We start from the raw sequence: 16,335 nt of genomic DNA, 5'->3' as shown, positions 1-16,335 counted from the left end.
ATAGTTCACAGGAAGCTCGTATGCCTAGTCCAACTGGTTACTCATCCGTTTCGTCCGCAAAGTTGACCGGTAACGTGCAGGTCAACAGCTTGCTTTATGGCACTTATTGGACCGGCAACGCGATCACGGGTACGTCTCTCACGTATAGCTTCATAACTGTGAATTCGAGTTACGCCCGCCGCTATAGCGAAGAAAGAGAGGACCTGGCCGACTACGTCCTGACGTCAGCACAGCAAGACGGCATTGTCAGCGCACTCGCTACCTGGAGTGCGGTCGCCAATCTTAAGTTCACCCAAGTCGAAGAGTCCTCCACCAATGTCGGTGACTTGCGGTTCGGTGGCTTTTGGTGGATGGACGACAACACTGCTGCCTGGGCCTATCTTCCCGGTAACACTCCCAGCGCTGGTGACGTCTGGCTGGGGCCAGTCACGAACGATCCGACACCCGACAAGGGTTCCTACGACTACCTGGTTTTCATGCATGAGATCGGCCATGCGTTGGGCCTCAAGCATCCGTTCTCCAAAGTCCTGTCAAACCCCACGGTGCTTTCCGCTCAGTTTGATGACGTGCGCTACACGCTCATGAGTTACAACACTGGGTATTCCTATGAGCCGACCACGCCCATGCTGCTGGATATCGCTGCCATCCAGAGTCTCTATGGCGCAAACACCCAGTGGCAGACTGGCAATACCACCTATAGCTGGGCGGCGGGTCAATCGGTGTTCGAGACGATCTGGGACGCTGGCGGCAATGACACCATTGATGCAAGCAATCAGGCAGGAGCGGTGCGCATCAACCTGAATGAAGGCCAGTTCAGCAAGATCGGCCAGGCCTTCACCAACCTCAAGACCGGGGCTTCCTTCAATGAAGGGCTCGCGATTGCCTACGGCGCTAAAATCGAAAACGCAATTGGCTCGGCCAATAACGACACCCTGATTGGCAATGCACTGGGCAACCTTCTAAATGGTGGCGCCGGCATAGACTCGATGACCGGCGGGGCAGGCAATGATACCTACGTCGTCGACAACCTCATGGATGTCGTCAGCGAAACCAGTGCCCTGGTCAGCGAAATCGACACCGTGCGCGCCTCGGTAAGCTGGAGCCTGGGTGCCAACCTGGAAAACCTCACGCTGACGGGCAGTGCCAATATCAATGGCACCGGCAACGCCCTGGGCAACGTGCTGACCGGCAACACCGGTGACAACCTGCTCAATGGCGGCGTCGGACGGGACACGCTGATCGGTGCTGTCGGCAATGACACCTATATGATCGACAACCTCGGTGACAGTGTCATCGAGCTCGCCGACCAAGGCCGCGACCTGGTACGCACAACGGTCAGCTACACCTTGTCGGCCAATGTCGAGGATGGCCAACTGCTCGGCATTGCCGCCCTCAATCTTGTCGGCAACGCCTCGAACAATAGCCTGATCGGTAACAACGCCGCCAACGTCCTCAATGGTCTGGGCGGTGCGGATACCCTTGACGGTGGCGCCGGCAACGACACTTATGTGGTCGACAACCTCGGCGATACGATCATCGAGCGAGGCGCCTCGCTCACCGAAATCGACAGTGTTATCTCGTCAATCAGTTACACCCTTGGCAGCAATCTTGAGGTCCTGACCCTCAGCGACAGTAGCAGCATCAACGGTACCGGCAACGCACTGAACAACCGCATCACCGGCAACGCTGGCGCCAACGTTCTGGACGGCGGCGTGGGTATCGACACCCTGATCGGTGGTGCCGGCAACGACACCTATGTGGTCGATAACCTCAAGGACCTCGTCAGCGAAACCAGCACCCTGGCCAGCGAAATCGATACCGTACGTTCCTCCTTGACTTGGAGCCTGGGCGCCAACCTGGAAAACCTCACGCTGACCGGCATCGCCCACCTCAATGGCACAGGCAACGCCCTGGACAACGTGCTGACCGGTAACGCCGGCAATAACCTGCTCAACGGTGGCGTCGGGCGGGACACGCTGATCGGCGGTGCCGGCGACGACATCTATATGCTCGACAACGTCGGCGACAGCGTCATTGAGCTCGCCAACGAAGGTCGCGACCTGGTGCGCACGACGGTGAGCCATACCTTGTCCGCCAACGTTGAAGATGGACAGCTGTTAAGCGTCGCCGCCCTCAGTCTGGTCGGCAACGCTTTGGACAACAGCCTGATCGGCAACGCCGGCGCCAACGTGCTCAATGGCCTGGACGGTGCGGACACCCTGGACGGTGGTGCCGGTATCGATACTCTCATCGGTGGCACCGGTAACGACACCTACATCGTCGACAACCTCAAGGATGTTGTCAGCGAGACCAGCACCCTGGTTAGCGAAATCGATACCGTGCGCTCCTCGGTGAACTGGAGCCTGAGCGCCAACCTGGAGAATCTCACGCTAACCGGCGCTGCCCAACTCAATGGCACCGGCAACGCCCTGGACAACGTGCTGACCGGCAACGCCGGGAACAACGTATTGAACGGTGGCGCCGGCAGCGACCAACTTGACGGTGGCGCCGGCAACGACACTTATGTGGTCGACAACCTCGGCGATACGATCATCGAGCGAGGCGCCTCGCTCACCGAAATCGACAGCGTTATCTCGTCGATCAGTTACACCCTTGGCAGCAATCTTGAGGTCCTGACCCTCAGCGACAGTAGCAGCATCAACGGTACCGGCAACGCACTGAACAACCGCATCACCGGCAACGCTGGCGCCAACGTTCTGGACGGCGGCGTGGGTATCGACACCCTGATCGGTGGTGCCGGCAACGACACCTATGTGGTCGATAACCTCAAGGACCTCGTCAGCGAAACCAGCACCCTGGCCAGCGAAATCGATACCGTGCGCGCCTCGGTGACTTGGAGCCTGGGCGCCAACCTGGAAAACCTCACGCTGACCGGCATCGCCCACCTCAATGGTACCGGCAATGCGCTGAACAACGTGCTGACCGGTAACGCCGGCAATAACCTGCTCAACGGTGGCGTTGGGCGGGACACGCTGATCGGCGGTGCCGGCGACGACATCTATATGCTCGACAACCTCGGCGACAGCGTCGTTGAGCTCGCCAATGAAGGCCGCGACCTGGTGCGCACGACGGTGAGCCATACCTTGTCCGCCAACGTTGAAGATGGACAGCTGTTAAGCGTCGCCGCCCTCAGTCTGGTCGGCAACGCTTTGGACAACAGCCTGATCGGCAACGCCGGCGCCAACGTGCTCAATGGCCTGGACGGTGCGGACACCCTGGACGGTGGTGCCGGTATCGATACTCTCATCGGTGGCACCGGTAACGACACCTACATCGTCGACAACCTCAAGGATGTTGTCAGCGAGACCAGCACCCTGGTTAGCGAAATCGACAATGTACGCTCCTCGGTGAGCTGGAGCTTGGGCGCCAACCTGGAAAACCTCACGCTGACCGGCACCGCGCACCTCAATGGCACCGGCAACGCCCTGGACAACGTGCTGACCGGCAACGCCGGGAACAACGTATTGAATGGTGGTGCCGGCAGCGACCAACTTGACGGTGGCGCCGGCAACGACACTTATGTGGTCGACAACCTCGGCGATACGATCATCGAGCGAGGCGCCTCGCTCACCGAAATCGACAGCGTTATCTCGTCGATCAGTTACACCCTTGGCAGCAATCTTGAGGTCCTGACCCTCAGCGACAGTGGCAGCATCAACGGTACCGGCAACGCACTGAACAACCGCATCACCGGCAACGCCGGCGCCAACGTTCTGGACGGCGGTGTGGGTATCGACACCCTGATCGGTGGTGCCGGCAACGACACCTATGTGGTCGATAACCTCAAGGACCTCGTCAGCGAAACGAGCACCCTGGCCAGCGAAATCGATACCGTGCGCGCCTCGGTGACTTGGAGCCTGGGCGCCAACCTGGAAAACCTCACGCTGACCGGCATCGCCCACCTCAATGGCACCGGCAATGCGCTGAACAACGTGCTGACCGGTAACGCCGGCAATAACCTGCTCAACGGTGGCGTCGGGCGGGACACGCTGATCGGCGGTGCCGGCGACGACATCTATATGCTCGACAACCTCGGCGACAGCGTCGTTGAGCTCGCCAACGAAGGCCGCGACCTGGTGCGCACGACGGTGAGCCATACCTTGTCCGCCAACGTCGAAGATGGACAACTGTTAAGCGTCGCCGCCCTCAGTCTGGTCGGCAACGCTTCGGACAACAGCCTGATCGGCAACGCCGGCGCCAACGTGCTCAATGGCCTGGACGGTGCGGACACCCTGGACGGTGGTGCCGGTATCGACACCCTCATCGGTGGCACCGGCAACGACACCTACATCGTCGACAATCTCAAGGACATCGTCAGCGAAACCAACACCCTGGCCAGCGAAATCGATACCGTGCGCTCTTCGGTGAGCTGGAGCCTGGGCGCCAACCTGGAGAATCTCACGCTAACCGGCGCTGCCCACCTCAATGGCGCCGGCAACGGTTTGGACAACGTGCTGATCGGCAACGCCGGGAACAACGTATTAACCGGTGGGGCAGGCAACGATCAACTCAACGGCGGTGCCGGCAATGACTCGCTGAACGGCGGAATGGGTACTGACACCATGACCGGTGGCGATGGCGCCGACCGGTTTGTTTTCAGCTTCTTGAATGAGTTGGGCCTGGGAATTGCCCGCGACACTATTTTCGACTTCAGCAGACTTCAGGGCGATAAGGTTGACCTGTCGAAACTGGATGCCAATGCCCCGACGCTGCTGTTTGAAAAGTTCACTTTCATCGATTCGAATGACTTCACGGGTGCAGGGCAACTGCGCTTCGTCGATCAAGTGCTTTCCGGCAACATCAACGGCGATCTGGGAGCGGATTTCGAGATCCAGTTAGTGGGTGTCAACACCTTCACCGCCAATGACTTGGTCGCTTGATAAAGCGGCCTTGCGTCCCGTTGCGGTAAATCCAAGGCATGGGGGAGGGATCCCCCTGAGCCATTGAGTTTATACCGACGCCCTGACCACCAGCGGGCAATCCACGGGCTGGGCACCCGACACCTCGAGGCTTTCGATCAGGTGTCGGGCCGCCTGGCGCCCGATCTCGTAGTACGGCAGCTGTACCGTTGTCAGTGGCGGGATGAACAGTTCGGCGATACCGATCATGTTGTCATAGCCGAGCACGGCGACGTCCTCGGGAATCTTCAGGCCGCGTCCCAACAACAGCTGATAGGCACAAAAGGCAATGCGGTCGTTGCCGCAGATCAGGATGTCGAATTGGGGGCGACCCTCGACAATGTGCCGGTCGAGGATGGCAGCGGTTTCGCCATAGGCATCGTGATCAGAAAGGTCGTATTGCAGCAGGGCTTCAGGCGCCAGCCCGGATGCCTGACAGGCACGCCGCAGGCCTGCCTGGCGCAGGCTCCAGGCCACACTCTGTTTTGGCAGATTGATGCACAGCGGGCGCCGATAGCCTTGGCTCAACGCATGATGCACGGCTCGATACTGCCCCGCTTCATCATCGGGCACGTAACTGACCAGGCGACTGTCATCGGCCAGGCAATTGGCGAGCACCAGCGGTTTGCTTTTCAACCGCTCGGGAATGCTCACCTGGCGTAACCCCATGGCGCTGAAGATCAACCCGTCGGGACGGTGCGACAGCATCAGGTCGATGTTCTGGTCGGTGGGCGGGTTGCTCAGCAAGTTGAGGATAAAGACATTCCAGCCCGCTTGTTGCGCGGTCTGTTCGATGGACAGCAGCAGCTCGACCGCGAAGGGGGTGGTCGCGGTGTCCAGTGCGAACACACCAATGGTTCGCGCCTGGAGGTTGTCGCCGCGCATCCTGCGCGCCGACAGGCTCGGTACGAATTGCAATTCGTCAATGGCGCGACGCACCCGCTGGAGGGTTTCGGGGCTCAGTTTTTCCGGGGTATTGAGCGCTCGAGAAACCGTCATCAGGGACACGCCGGCCAGCTGTGCAACGTCTTTCACTGAAGTCATGCGAGGTGCGGCCAGTCAGGTTGACGCAGAATCATGACACAGGGCCCGGGCTTCTCGCGACTCGAATGACGATGCTCATAGCCACCCCGAGGCCAAAGGCCATGCGTGGGTGATGGAGACGTCCCCGCCAGTCCCGCTTGCGAGCAACTTCACCCCCAGGCTGTCGGGCTGAGGGTAGATGCGGCTGCTGAGACTGAAGCGCCCGCTTTCCTCAAACACCTCGATGGACGAGCGGTCCAGAAACACACGCAGTTGCAGATGCTCTTGCCCCCGGTCGATCGCCACACTGCGCTGACCGCTCACTTGTGCCCCCGAACGACTGCGGTCGAGCACCAGGCGCCGCAGTGACGCATCGTAGTAAAGCAGGGTGTATTCATCGCCATCGGCACTGCAGCGCAGGGCGATGCCCAGCGTGCCTTCGGTGCAGTCGAGTAAATCCAGCTGCACATGGATCTCGAGCCTGTCGCCATTCACTTGCGGTACCCACCGACTGCCTGATTCACCCCACGCAGGCGTGCTTGGCAACGGCGCCTTGCGCAACGCCGTCAGTTCCCGGGCCGGGAATACCCTGAGGCGATCAGCATGCAATTGCAGCTCGCGTGGCAGTCCGAGCATGCCGCACCAGTGATGAGCCTGGCTTGGCATCGGGCTTTCCCACATGTCGAGCCAGGCCCACACCAGGCGCCGACCATCGGCGGCCACCAAGGTTTGCGCGGCATAGAAATCGTGGCCGTTATCCAGTTCGATAAACGGCCCGCCGCTGAAATGCCATTCGCTGTCGAGTTGGCCTACTCGATAACCGGTGTGGTACTTGTTGAGCCGGTCGTAACCCTCGGGCTGCATGCCCTGGGGGGAGTACAGCAGTACATCGCGGCCATCGAGTTGGAACAGATCCGGGCACTCCCACATGTAGCCATCGCCCTCGTTGCCGCTGGACACGTAATCAAGGAATTCCCAGGCGTGCAGGTCCGTGGAACGGTACAGCGGGAGCAGCGGCGTATCGTCCAGACGGGCGCCGGCAATCAGGTACCAATGGTCATTTTCCTTCCAGACCTTGGGGTCACGAAAGTGCATGATCGCGTCTTGCGGCGCAGTCTCGATGACGGCGCCGTGCTTGACGAACCGGATGCCGTCGACACTGGTGGCCAGGCACTGGACTTGACGGATCTGGCGTTCGTCACCCACTTCCCCCAGCCAGGTGTGCCCGGTGTAGATCAACGCCAGGGTATCGCCACACACCACCGCGCTGCCGGAAAAGCAACCGTCGCGGTCAAAGTCATCGCCCGGCGCCAGCGCGATGGGCAGGTGTTGCCAATGGACCAGGTCGGCACTCTTGGCATGCCCCCAATACATCGGGCCCCATTTCGCATCGAAGGGGTGGTGTTGATAGAACACGTGATACTCGCCCTGGAAGTACACCACGCCATTCGGGTCGTTCATCCAGCCCACCGGTGGGGCCAGATGATAATCGGGGCGATAGGCGTCGATGACGCGAGACAGGCCATCCTTCAGCGCCTGCTGCGCAAGTTCAAGGGCTGCGGACATTGGAGCACTCATGGCATTTACAGACACAGTCATAGGGCGCCTGCTCGTACCGAGCGCAGGGTGGCGTCATCCGACGGGTTTTCAGTGGCTTTTGGGGGGCGGCTCAAGGCCCTGCCGTCGACATCGAACAGGTGCAGGTTATCGGTCTCCAGCTGCAATTCGACCCGATCTCCCACGCGCCATCCGGCGTTGACCTCACAACGACAGATCAGCGGTTCTTGCTGACCGGTATCGAGGTGCACATAGGTTTCGCTGCCCAGGTATTCGACAACGGTCACGGCGACGCCAGCGCTGCCTTGCGCTGCCTTGAGCGATACATGTTCCGGGCGGATCCCCAGGCTCAGTTGCGTGTCCGCCACCAGGCCCGAGCTGTCGAAGGGCAGGGAAGCCTTCCCCAATACGAGGCTTTCAACCAGGCTGGTTTCGCCAGGCGTGTACAGGAACGCTGGAAGAAAATTCATTCTGGGCGACCCCAGGAAACCGGCGACAAAGCGCGTGGCCGGGCGTTCATAGAGCTCACGTGGCGAGCCAACCTGCTCGATACGACCGCCATTGAGCACGACAATCTTGTCGGCCAGGGTCATTGCTTCGACCTGGTCGTGGGTGACGTAGATCATGGTCGTGCCCAATCGGGCATGCAGCCGGGCGATTTCGTTACGCATCTGCACCCGCAACGAGGCGTCCAGGTTGGACAGCGGCTCATCGAACAGCAAAATGTCCGGCTCCCGCGCCATGGCCCGGCCCATGGCCACGCGCTGGCGCTGTCCGCCCGACAACTCCTTGGGCTTGCGTTGCAGCAGTCTATCCAATTGCAGGATTTGCGCGGTTTTCAGCACACGCTCACGCAGGCTGGTCTTTTCAGTCTTGGCCAGTTTGAGACCAAAACTGATGTTGTCGTAGACGCTCATGTGCGGGTAGAGCGCATACGATTGAAACACCATGCCGACGCCACGCTCGCGCGGTTCCAGGTCGTTGACCCGGCGTCCATCGATCAGCAGGTCGCCGGCGCAAATGGAGTCCAGTCCGGCGATCAGTCGCAACAGGGTCGACTTTCCGCAGCCCGAAGGACCGACGAACACCACGAATTCACCCGCGGCGATTTCCAGGCTGACGTCGCGAAGAATGCGCATGCCGCCCAGTTGTTTGTTCACGTTGTCCAGTTTCAACTTGATCACGATGCTGTTCCTTCTTGTCTTTGTTGGGCATCAACCCTTTAACGCGCCGGTAGTGAGGCCGGAAACGATTCGGCGCTGGAAGATCAGCACCAGAATCACCAATGGGACGGTGACCAGCACCGAAGCGGCCATCAACAGCCCCCAAGGCAACTCATGGGAGCTGCCGCCGGAAATCAGGGCGATGGCCACCGGCACCGTGCGTTGCGTGTCGGTGAGGGTGAAGGTCAGGGCAAACAGGAACTCGTTCCACGCGGCAATGAACGCCAACAGGCCAGTGGTGACCAGCGCGGGCCAGAGCAGCGGCAACAGCACGCGGGTCAGGGTGACCCAGGGTGAGGCACCATCCATGATCGCCGCCTCTTCCAGTTCATGGGGCAGTTGGCCCATGAACGTGGTCAGTACCCAGACGGTGAAGGGCAGGGTGAAAATCGTGTAGCTCAGGATCAGCGCCCAGGACGTGTTGTACAGTCCCAGGACACGGATCACCTCGAACAACCCCGACAGCACCGCGACCTGGGGAAACATCGACACGCCAAGGACCAGCATCAGCACCGTGCCACGTCCACGAAACTTCACCCGGCCCAAGGCATAGGCGGCGGTCAGGCTGAGGAACAGCGCCAGCGCGACCACACTCAGCGCAACCACCAGAGAGTTACCGATCGCCCGCAGGAACGAGGCTTGGTGGAGCACGGCGGCATAGTTGGAGAAGTCGGGGTTGTCGATCCAGTAGCTCACCTGGAACAAGGCGCTGGATGACTTCAGCGAAGTCACGATGGCGTAGTAGAAAGGGAAGACCGCATACAGTAGCAAAATCCCGATCAGGCACCAGAATCCGACGCGCAGCAGCGCTTTTTTCAATAGGCGCGGGCTCATGAGCGAACCTCCATTTGACGGCGTCCGAGGTACAGGTAAGCCATGGCGATCACCGCAACCACCAGAAACAGCAGGGTCGAGGCCGCGCTGCCGTAGCCAACATCCTGGAACTCCACCAGATGCTGGCGGGCGTAGACCGACATGCTCATGGTGCTCGACGAATTCGAGGTCAGCACATAGATGACGTCGAACACCCGCAAGGAGTCGAGAATGCGAAAGATCGCCGCCACCAGCAACGCCGGCATCAGCAGTGGCAGCGTGACCCGCCAGAACACCTTCAGCGGATGAATGCCGTCGACGCGGGCGGCTTCGTAGCAATCGCCCGGCAACATCTGCAAGGCCGCCAACATCAGCAGCGTGACGAACGGGACGGTCTTCCAGACGTCGACGATAATCACTGCCCACATCGACAGGTCCGCGTCTGCCGTCCAGGCCAGGGGCGCGTCAATCAGGCCGGCGCCCAGCATCAGATGATTGATGATGCCGAACTGGTCGTTGAGCATCCATGACCAGATCTTCGCCGAGACAATGGTGGGTATCGCCCAGGGAATCAGAATCAATGCCCGCACCAGGGCGCGTCCGGTGAACTTGACGTTCAGCAGCAGCGCCACCAACAGCCCCAGCACCATTTCCAATCCCACTGAGACCACGGTGAAATGCAGGGTGTTGCGCACGGCGTTCCACCATTGTGGATCGACCAGGATGCCTGACCAGCCGGAGCCGCTGTGGAACAGGTAATTGCTCAAGCCGACGAAGGTTGCATCACCGGTGTCCGCCAGGCTGGCGTCGGTCAGGCTGAACCAGAATGTGCGCAGCAGCGGCCACGCCGCCACCAGGGCCAGACACAGCAACATTGGTGTCAGAAACAGCCAGGCGGCGCGAACCCGGCGGCGTTGTACCGGCGTTTCCCGGGTGAGCAACAGCTCATCATCGGGGGCCAGGGTAGTGGAGACAGACATGGTGATTTCCTTCCTTGTGGCTTACCAGTTCCGGCGTTTGATGCGCGTCAGTTCGCTTTCCAGCTCGGCCAGCGCCTGCTCGACAGGCCGCTCGCCCGCCAACACGCCGTGGACTTGGTCGAAGAACGCATTGGAGACCCGTGGATAGCGATCGGCGGTGATGGCGGCGGGGCGCATGACCCCGTCATTGAGAATGCTGTGCAGTTGGCTGTAGTAAGGCATCGCCGCGAGTAACTCGGGATCTTGATAAAGCGACTCGATCACCGGGTTATAGGCGCCGACCAGGGCACGATGTTTCTGCTGTTGAGCACTGCTCAGGTAGCTCACCAATTCTGCGGCCAGCTTGGGGTTGGCGCTGTAGCGCGACACCGCCAGGCCCCAGCCACCGAGGGTGGACGCGTGGGTGCCCGTCTCGCCACCGCGGGGCAGGGGCGCGACACCGACCTTGTCTTTTACGACGCTGTCGGGGCTTTGCACCAAGGCCCAGACATACGGCCAGTTACGCATGAACAGCGCATTACCCGACTGGAATACGCCACGTCCTTCTTCCTCGGTGTAATTGAGTACACCGCGCGGGGAAATGTCGCCCACCCAGCTTTTCGCCAGGGTCAACGCCGCTCTTGAGGCCTGGCTGTTGACCACGATGTCGCCTTGCGAATTGACCAGCCCGCCTTGCGGTTGGCTGCTGATCCACTCCAGCGCATTGCACGTCAGGCCCTCGTAGGCCCGACCTTGAAATACGTAACCCCAGGCATTGGCGTTCCCGGCGCTGCGTTCGGCCTGCTGAACTTCCCTGGCCGTAGCGGTCATTTGCTCCCAGGTCTGCGGCACCGGCTTGTGGTACTTCTCAAGCAAGTCCTTGCGGTAATACAGCAGGCCCGAATCGGTGAACCACGGCATGGTTACCAGCCGTCCGTTTACCGTGGCGTTATCCACCTGGGCCTTGAAGTAGCCCTGGGTCGCGTTGGCGGGAAGCACCTCGCGCAGGTCCAGCAGATGTTTGGCCAGCATCCCCGGCCACACCATGTCGATTTGAATGATGTCGATGTCGCTGGACTGGGCGCTGAGGATCTGTTGGTAGAACGACAACCGCTCGGTCGCCGAGTTAGGCGTGGACACCACTTCGACGCTGTTGCCGGTCTGCTTCGACCATGTCTCGACAGCCTCCTTGCACAGTTGCAATTCAGCCCCCACCGCACCGCAGGAGATCGTCAGATTGGCGGCAGTCGAAAGGGATGGAAGCCCGACACAAAGGCCGAGCAGCGCAGCAGGAAGGAGCGTTTTGAGCTGTTTCATAAAGCCCTCTTTATTTTTGTTTTTAGAAAAGTTAACGTTAACATCGCCAAATGTAGCAGCGTATTTGCGATGAGGCATCCTTTTTTTCGCGGTTCTTGGACAATCCAAAAGCCAAGGGAAAAGACAGTCGCGGGACAAAAAAATAAAAACAAAACAGGGAAATCCACATGCAGAAAGCATCAAGCTGGCTTCTCGCAGGCGTGCTCGGCACCTCGGCGGCCACCTCTCAAGCTGCGACGCTGGAAGAACGTATGGCTGCGTTCGAAGCCCGTGCCAGCGCAGCGGAAAAGCGCGCCGCCGCAGCCGAACAGCAAACCCAGGCGCTGGCCAGGGAGCTGCAGCAACTCAAACGCGCCACGCCTGCCATCCAACCTGTGGCGTCCACGGCGACTGTTACGAACCCCACGCTGGACACGCGGTTGGCAAACCTCGAAGCCCGCCAGCAAAGCATGGAAAAGCAGGGCAGTAGCGCACACCTCACGGATGGGTTCAGCTTCAAGGGTTACGCTCGTTCCGGATTGTTGGTCAATGATGGCTTGGGCGGTGGTCGCGGCGGTCCTTATACCACTCCAGCCGGCTCTGTCGGTGGCGCTGTCGGGCGACTCGGTAACGAGGACGACACCTACATGCGCATCGATCTGTCCAAAGAAATGTACGCGCAGAACGGCACCCGTTCCAAATTCACGGTATCCATCGCCGATGGCGTGGAAAGCTCCAATGACTGGACTGCCGACGAAAGCGACCTGAACGTGCGCCAGGTGTTTACCGAACTCGATCATATCGCTGCCTTCAAGGGAAACTCGGTGTTTGAAAACGCCACCCTGTGGGCAGGCAAGCGTTTCGATCGAGACAATTTCGATATTCACTGGCTGGACTCGGACGTCGTCTACCTGGCTGGCACCGGGGGCGGAATCTACGACGTGCAGATGAATAAGAATTGGCGCTCGAATTACTCGTTGATCGGACGAAACTACGGCGAGTTCAGTGAGGGCGGCGTCAATGCCGATGTGGAAAGCTACGTCCTGACCTCCAACCAGTTTTTCGACAATGGCCAGTGGCAGTGGATGTTCAACGCCATCGGTGCCAAGGAAAACGACATCGGTACTCGTAGCAATGAAGCGGGCCTGACGCCTGCCGATTCGGGCTTGCACAGCATGGTGGCCAACCATCAGAAGAACTTTTTCGGCAGGGAAGGTTTCACCAAGGCGGCGCTGCTCTACGGGCAAGGCCTGGGGGCAGAGGTCAAGAACATTGGCGCGGATGGCGAACTGATCGACGATGCCCGCGCACTGCGCCTGGCGCTCTACGGTGAAACACCTATCGCTCCCGGCTGGCGCATCGGTCCCAGTTTACTGGCCGAACAGAGCAAGGATCGATACGTCAAAGGCGATGACTACCGCTGGATGACACTGAACGTGCGCCTGGCCAATGAAATCAACAGCAATTTCGAGATGGCCTACGAGATGAGCTGGCAGACCATGGACCTCGATCCCAAGGGCTACATGCAACGCAATGCGGTCAACGGTAACTTCTGGAAGTTCACGGTTGCCCCGACCTTCAAGCCTGATTTCGGGGACCTTCTCACACGCCCCGAACTGCGTGTGTTTGCCAGTGTCATGGACTGGTCCTCGGATCTGGACAGATACAGCACCGCGGATTCCTTCGGCAAGTCTGACTTCAACGCAGGCGGCGTGTGGCAATACGGCATACAGATGGAAACCTGGTTCTAACTGGAAGGGCATCTTCTTCGCAAGCAGAGGATGCCGCTCAACCCTCCATCAGCGCCAACCGGAACTTGCTCGGGTTGGCCCCGAACACTTTCAGCATCAACCGGCGCAGGGCGGTGGGGTCCTCGTAACCCACTTGCGCCGCGACCTGTTCGATCGTCATCCGGCTGGTCTCGATCAACATGCGGGCTCGATTGAGCCGCACGCTTTGCACAAGCGCCAGCGTGCTCTTGCCCGTGGCTGCCTGCACGTGCCGTGAGAGCGTTCGCGTAGACATGGCAAATTCATCCGCCAGTGCGGCCACGCTTGGAAGGTTCGGCAACGCTGATTCGATGCGTTGGGTCAGGCGAGCAATCAACTCGTTGCCGTTGGAAAGCATCATCGGAACGATGAACGGTGACTGAGCCTGGCGACCATCAATCAAGAGCACACGACCCACTTCGTCCGCCAGCGGGGCTCCAAAGCGCGACCGCAACAAATGAAGCATCAAATCGGTTTGCGCGAAGGCCGCTCCCGCCGTTATGACCGGGCCATCGGCGCACACCATCCGATCCACGTCGACAACGCAGCGTGGCTCGAGTTGGCGCAACTCTGCGGCCAGCCACCATGAAGTTGTCACTCGGCGATTCATGAGCAACTGCGCAGCCTGCAGCAGAAAAACCCCCGTGCACGATGCCGCTACTGAGCCGCCGTGAGCTCCATGCGCCTTGATGGCCTCGATCGCGCGTTGCCCAGCGTCGCTCGCCAGCCGTCCTGCTAGGTCATGGGCACTCTCGACACCCAACCCCGGAACGATCCAGGTGCTCTGATCGGTGAGCACTGCGCGGGGTATCGGTGTCGCTTCGACGCTCAATCCACCACTCAACGCGACCGACTTGCCGTGCGCAGAAACGATGCGCCAGGTCGGACGAGTCACCTTAAGCCGTGGCGCTAGCGTGACTGCGGCATTCAAGATATCCAGGGTTGCCGCGACGCTGGTCGCATAGGCCCCAGGAAGGACCAGGAGGGTGAAATCGTGCATTGTCTTAAAAGGCCTGAAAGGAGTCATATCGGACACTGTAAGCCTACAGCTTCTCAGCGCCTAATGCCGTACACCTCAACCACTGGAGCGGTTCATGCCTAATGTCCTTTTAAAAATACCGAAGGGTTCTTTCCCTGGTGAAGCGCGATCGACCTTGGTCCGCCGCATCAACGCGGCCGCCGCCCTTGCAGAGCGGATTGCGGACGATCCGAAGAAGCGATTCTTGTGTTGGGTGGTTGTCGAGGAGGTTGAGCCTGGAGGTTGGACCTGTGGCTCCGTCGATGTGACCTCGCAAATGCTGCCCTGCATGGCCATGGTCTACGTACCGGCCGGGGTACTGGATGCGGTCTCAAGGGCCAGCTATGTCGAGTTGATGCACGGCGCTTTCACGCAAGCGCTGCCTGTCGATGACAAACGCCAATTGGTGACTTCGATCGTGCTGCACGACGTGGCTGACGGCGCGTGGGGAGCCAATGGCGTCATCTGGAGCCTGCCCCTCTTCGCCAAAGCAGCAGGGTATGAGCATCTCCAGCATCTGGCCGCGGCCATCTGAAAGGGCGCCGGGCCTTCGGGCCTGGCAACCTCACGCCCGCTGGCAAAGCAGCCGGCCTGCTGCAATTCATGCGATGCTTCTGCGCAGCGGATGCTGGATGCAGGCATCCGTAAGTCGCTGCAGCTCGATACTCAAAAGGCATACTGACCTGTTTGCCTGAGACGTCTACAAGCGGGGGCGGATAACCCGCTCATCCGAACCGGAGAAAAACAATGACATTCAAGGCTCTGCTCGCAAGCAAACCCGGCGATGCAATCGCGACCCACCTGGTCGACTTCCAGGACGAGGACCTGATGCCGGGCGACGTGACCGTTGTGATTGAGTATTCGACCGTGAACTACAAGGATGCCTTGGCCCTGAGTGGTCGCTCGCCGGTCATTCGCCAGTTTCCGTTGATCCCGGGCATTGATTTCGCCGGTATCGTCGAGACCTCCAGCCATCCCGGTTTCGCGGCCGGCGATCGGGTGCTGGTCAACGGTTGGGGGCTGAGCCAGACCCACCATGGTGGCTTCGCGCAGAAAGCGCGGGTGAGTGGCGACTGGCTGGTGAAGGTCCCAGAGGCATTTTCAACCCAGCAAGCCATGGCCATCGGCACTGCGGGCTACACGGCAATGCTCAGCGTGCTGGCGTTGGAGCATGGCGGCCTGAGCCCCGAGCGCGGCGATATCCTGGTGACTGGCGCCAGTGGCGGTGCCGGCTCGGTGGCGATCGCGCTGTTGTCGGGCCTGGGGTATCGCGTGATCGCCTCGACCGGGCGGCAAGAGGAAACCGACTACCTGCACGAGCTCGGTGCGGCACAGGTCATCGATCGTCGGACCCTGTCCGAGGCAGGCGCCCCGATCGGCAAGGAACGCTGGGCGGGCGTCATCGATTCTGTCGGTAGTCATACCCTGGTCAATGCGTTGGCACAGACCCAATACCGAGGGGTTGTCGCCGCCTTCGGTTTGGCCCAGGGGGCAGATCTGCCGGGGTCGGTGCTGCCGTTCATCCTGCGTAACGTAACCCTGGCCGGTATCGACTCTGTCAATGCGCCCCAGAGTGCCCGTGTGCAAGCATGGTCACGACTGGCGCGTGACCTTGACGTGGACAAGCTTGCCCGCACCACCCAAGTCGTGGGCCTGGCTGAAGTTCCGGCAATCGCCGGTCGGGTGCTGGAAGGGAAGGTTCGCGGGCGCACCGTCGTGGATGTGAACGCCTGATTCTTTCGGCGAGCCGATTCCCAT

At 60.3% G+C, this 16,335-nt stretch carries 11 protein-coding genes; 4 read left to right on the top strand and 7 right to left on the bottom strand.

Annotation, left to right across the window (positions count from 1 at the left end):
* The first annotated feature begins 20 nt into the window (after nucleotides 1-20).
* Entirely contained in the window at nucleotides 21-4,901 is a 4,881-nt protein-coding gene (locus EPZ47_RS15585; RefSeq protein WP_135845608.1) for a M10 family metallopeptidase, read from the top strand.
* Nucleotides 4,902-4,970: 69 nt separating this feature from the next.
* Here the strand turns inward: EPZ47_RS15585 and EPZ47_RS15580 are convergent, their stop codons facing one another.
* The 6 genes from EPZ47_RS15580 to EPZ47_RS15555 all read right to left on the bottom strand — a co-directional run bounded on the left by EPZ47_RS15580 (nucleotide 4,971) and on the right by EPZ47_RS15555 (nucleotide 11,811).
* The gene (locus EPZ47_RS15580) at nucleotides 4,971-5,963 is read right to left on the bottom strand and encodes a LacI family DNA-binding transcriptional regulator (protein ID WP_135845607.1); all 993 of its coding nucleotides are present in this window, start codon (nucleotides 5,961-5,963) and stop codon (nucleotides 4,971-4,973) included.
* Between the two features lie 75 nt (nucleotides 5,964-6,038).
* Nucleotides 6,039-7,541 carry a glycoside hydrolase family 32 protein gene (locus tag EPZ47_RS15575; RefSeq protein ID WP_178084262.1) on the bottom strand — a complete coding sequence of 501 codons (1,503 nt, stop codon included), beginning with the start codon at nucleotides 7,539-7,541 and terminating at the stop codon, nucleotides 6,039-6,041.
* On the bottom strand, nucleotides 7,538-8,683 hold the full coding sequence (locus EPZ47_RS15570; protein WP_135845605.1) for an ABC transporter ATP-binding protein: 1,146 nt from the start codon (nucleotides 8,681-8,683) through the stop codon (nucleotides 7,538-7,540). Before EPZ47_RS15570 ends, EPZ47_RS15575 begins: the two co-directional genes overlap by 4 nt.
* A 30-nt stretch (nucleotides 8,684-8,713) precedes the next feature.
* Nucleotides 8,714-9,556, bottom strand: coding sequence for a carbohydrate ABC transporter permease (locus tag EPZ47_RS15565; protein WP_135845604.1), 843 nt, complete (start codon nucleotides 9,554-9,556; stop codon nucleotides 8,714-8,716).
* Nucleotides 9,553-10,515, bottom strand: coding sequence for a carbohydrate ABC transporter permease (locus tag EPZ47_RS15560; RefSeq protein ID WP_135845603.1), 963 nt, complete (start codon nucleotides 10,513-10,515; stop codon nucleotides 9,553-9,555). Before EPZ47_RS15560 ends, EPZ47_RS15565 begins: the two co-directional genes overlap by 4 nt.
* A gap of 21 nt (nucleotides 10,516-10,536) precedes the next feature.
* Complete coding sequence (locus tag EPZ47_RS15555; protein WP_135845602.1) at nucleotides 10,537-11,811, bottom strand: ABC transporter substrate-binding protein; 1,275 nt, start codon at nucleotides 11,809-11,811, stop codon at nucleotides 10,537-10,539.
* A gap of 167 nt (nucleotides 11,812-11,978) precedes the next feature.
* Here EPZ47_RS15555 and EPZ47_RS15550 point away from each other — a divergent pair, with 167 nt between their 5' ends.
* Complete coding sequence (locus EPZ47_RS15550; RefSeq protein WP_135845601.1) at nucleotides 11,979-13,541, top strand: carbohydrate porin; 1,563 nt, start codon at nucleotides 11,979-11,981, stop codon at nucleotides 13,539-13,541.
* Between the two features lie 37 nt (nucleotides 13,542-13,578).
* On the opposite strand, the gene EPZ47_RS15545 is transcribed toward EPZ47_RS15550, so the two are convergent.
* Nucleotides 13,579-14,559 carry a GlxA family transcriptional regulator gene (locus EPZ47_RS15545; protein ID WP_135845600.1) on the bottom strand — a complete coding sequence of 327 codons (981 nt, stop codon included), beginning with the start codon at nucleotides 14,557-14,559 and terminating at the stop codon, nucleotides 13,579-13,581.
* Nucleotides 14,560-14,653: 94 nt separating this feature from the next.
* On the opposite strand from EPZ47_RS15545, the gene EPZ47_RS15540 reads away from it, so the two are divergent.
* Nucleotides 14,654-15,112, top strand: coding sequence for a tautomerase (locus EPZ47_RS15540; RefSeq protein ID WP_178084261.1), 459 nt, complete (start codon nucleotides 14,654-14,656; stop codon nucleotides 15,110-15,112).
* A 212-nt stretch (nucleotides 15,113-15,324) separates the two neighbouring features.
* Nucleotides 15,325-16,311 carry an acrylyl-CoA reductase (NADPH) gene (gene acuI, locus EPZ47_RS15535; protein WP_135845598.1) on the top strand — a complete coding sequence of 329 codons (987 nt, stop codon included), beginning with the start codon at nucleotides 15,325-15,327 and terminating at the stop codon, nucleotides 16,309-16,311.
* The last annotated feature ends 24 nt before the right edge of the window (nucleotides 16,312-16,335 follow it).

The organism is Pseudomonas viciae, from assembly GCF_004786035.1.
Classification (GTDB): Bacteria; Pseudomonadota; Gammaproteobacteria; order Pseudomonadales; family Pseudomonadaceae; genus Aquipseudomonas; species Aquipseudomonas viciae.
Note: the sequence above shows the minus strand (reverse complement) of the source record. Positions and strands in the feature narration are given on the sequence as shown.